At 40.5% G+C, this 222-nt stretch carries 1 tRNA gene; it reads left to right on the top strand.

Annotation, left to right across the window (positions count from 1 at the left end):
* Nucleotides 1–57 precede the first annotated feature (57 nt).
* A tRNA-Glu gene (locus tag AB4589_RS25270) sits at nt 58–133 on the top strand.
* The last annotated feature ends 89 nt before the right edge of the window (nt 134–222 follow it).

Here is a 222-nt window from a genome sequence, read left to right as displayed (position 1 = left end):
TGATTAGGTTTAGAAAAGTAAAGAGACGAAGAACTCCCAAGTTCTTCAATATCCAGTGTCCCGTTCGTCTAGAGGCCTAGGACACCGCCCTTTCACGGCGGTAACAGGGGTTCGACTCCCCTACGGGATACCATCTTTAAGCATTCTTATAAGCAAAAAGCTGATGAGAATGTTTAAAAATGATTACTTCATTATGAAGTAATTTGCTCTTTAACAATTTGG

The organism is Vibrio sp. 10N.222.49.A3 (assembly GCF_041475145.1).
GTDB lineage: Bacteria > Pseudomonadota > Gammaproteobacteria > Enterobacterales > Vibrionaceae > Vibrio > Vibrio tasmaniensis_A.
This window is presented reverse-complemented; position numbering and strand designations above follow the sequence as displayed.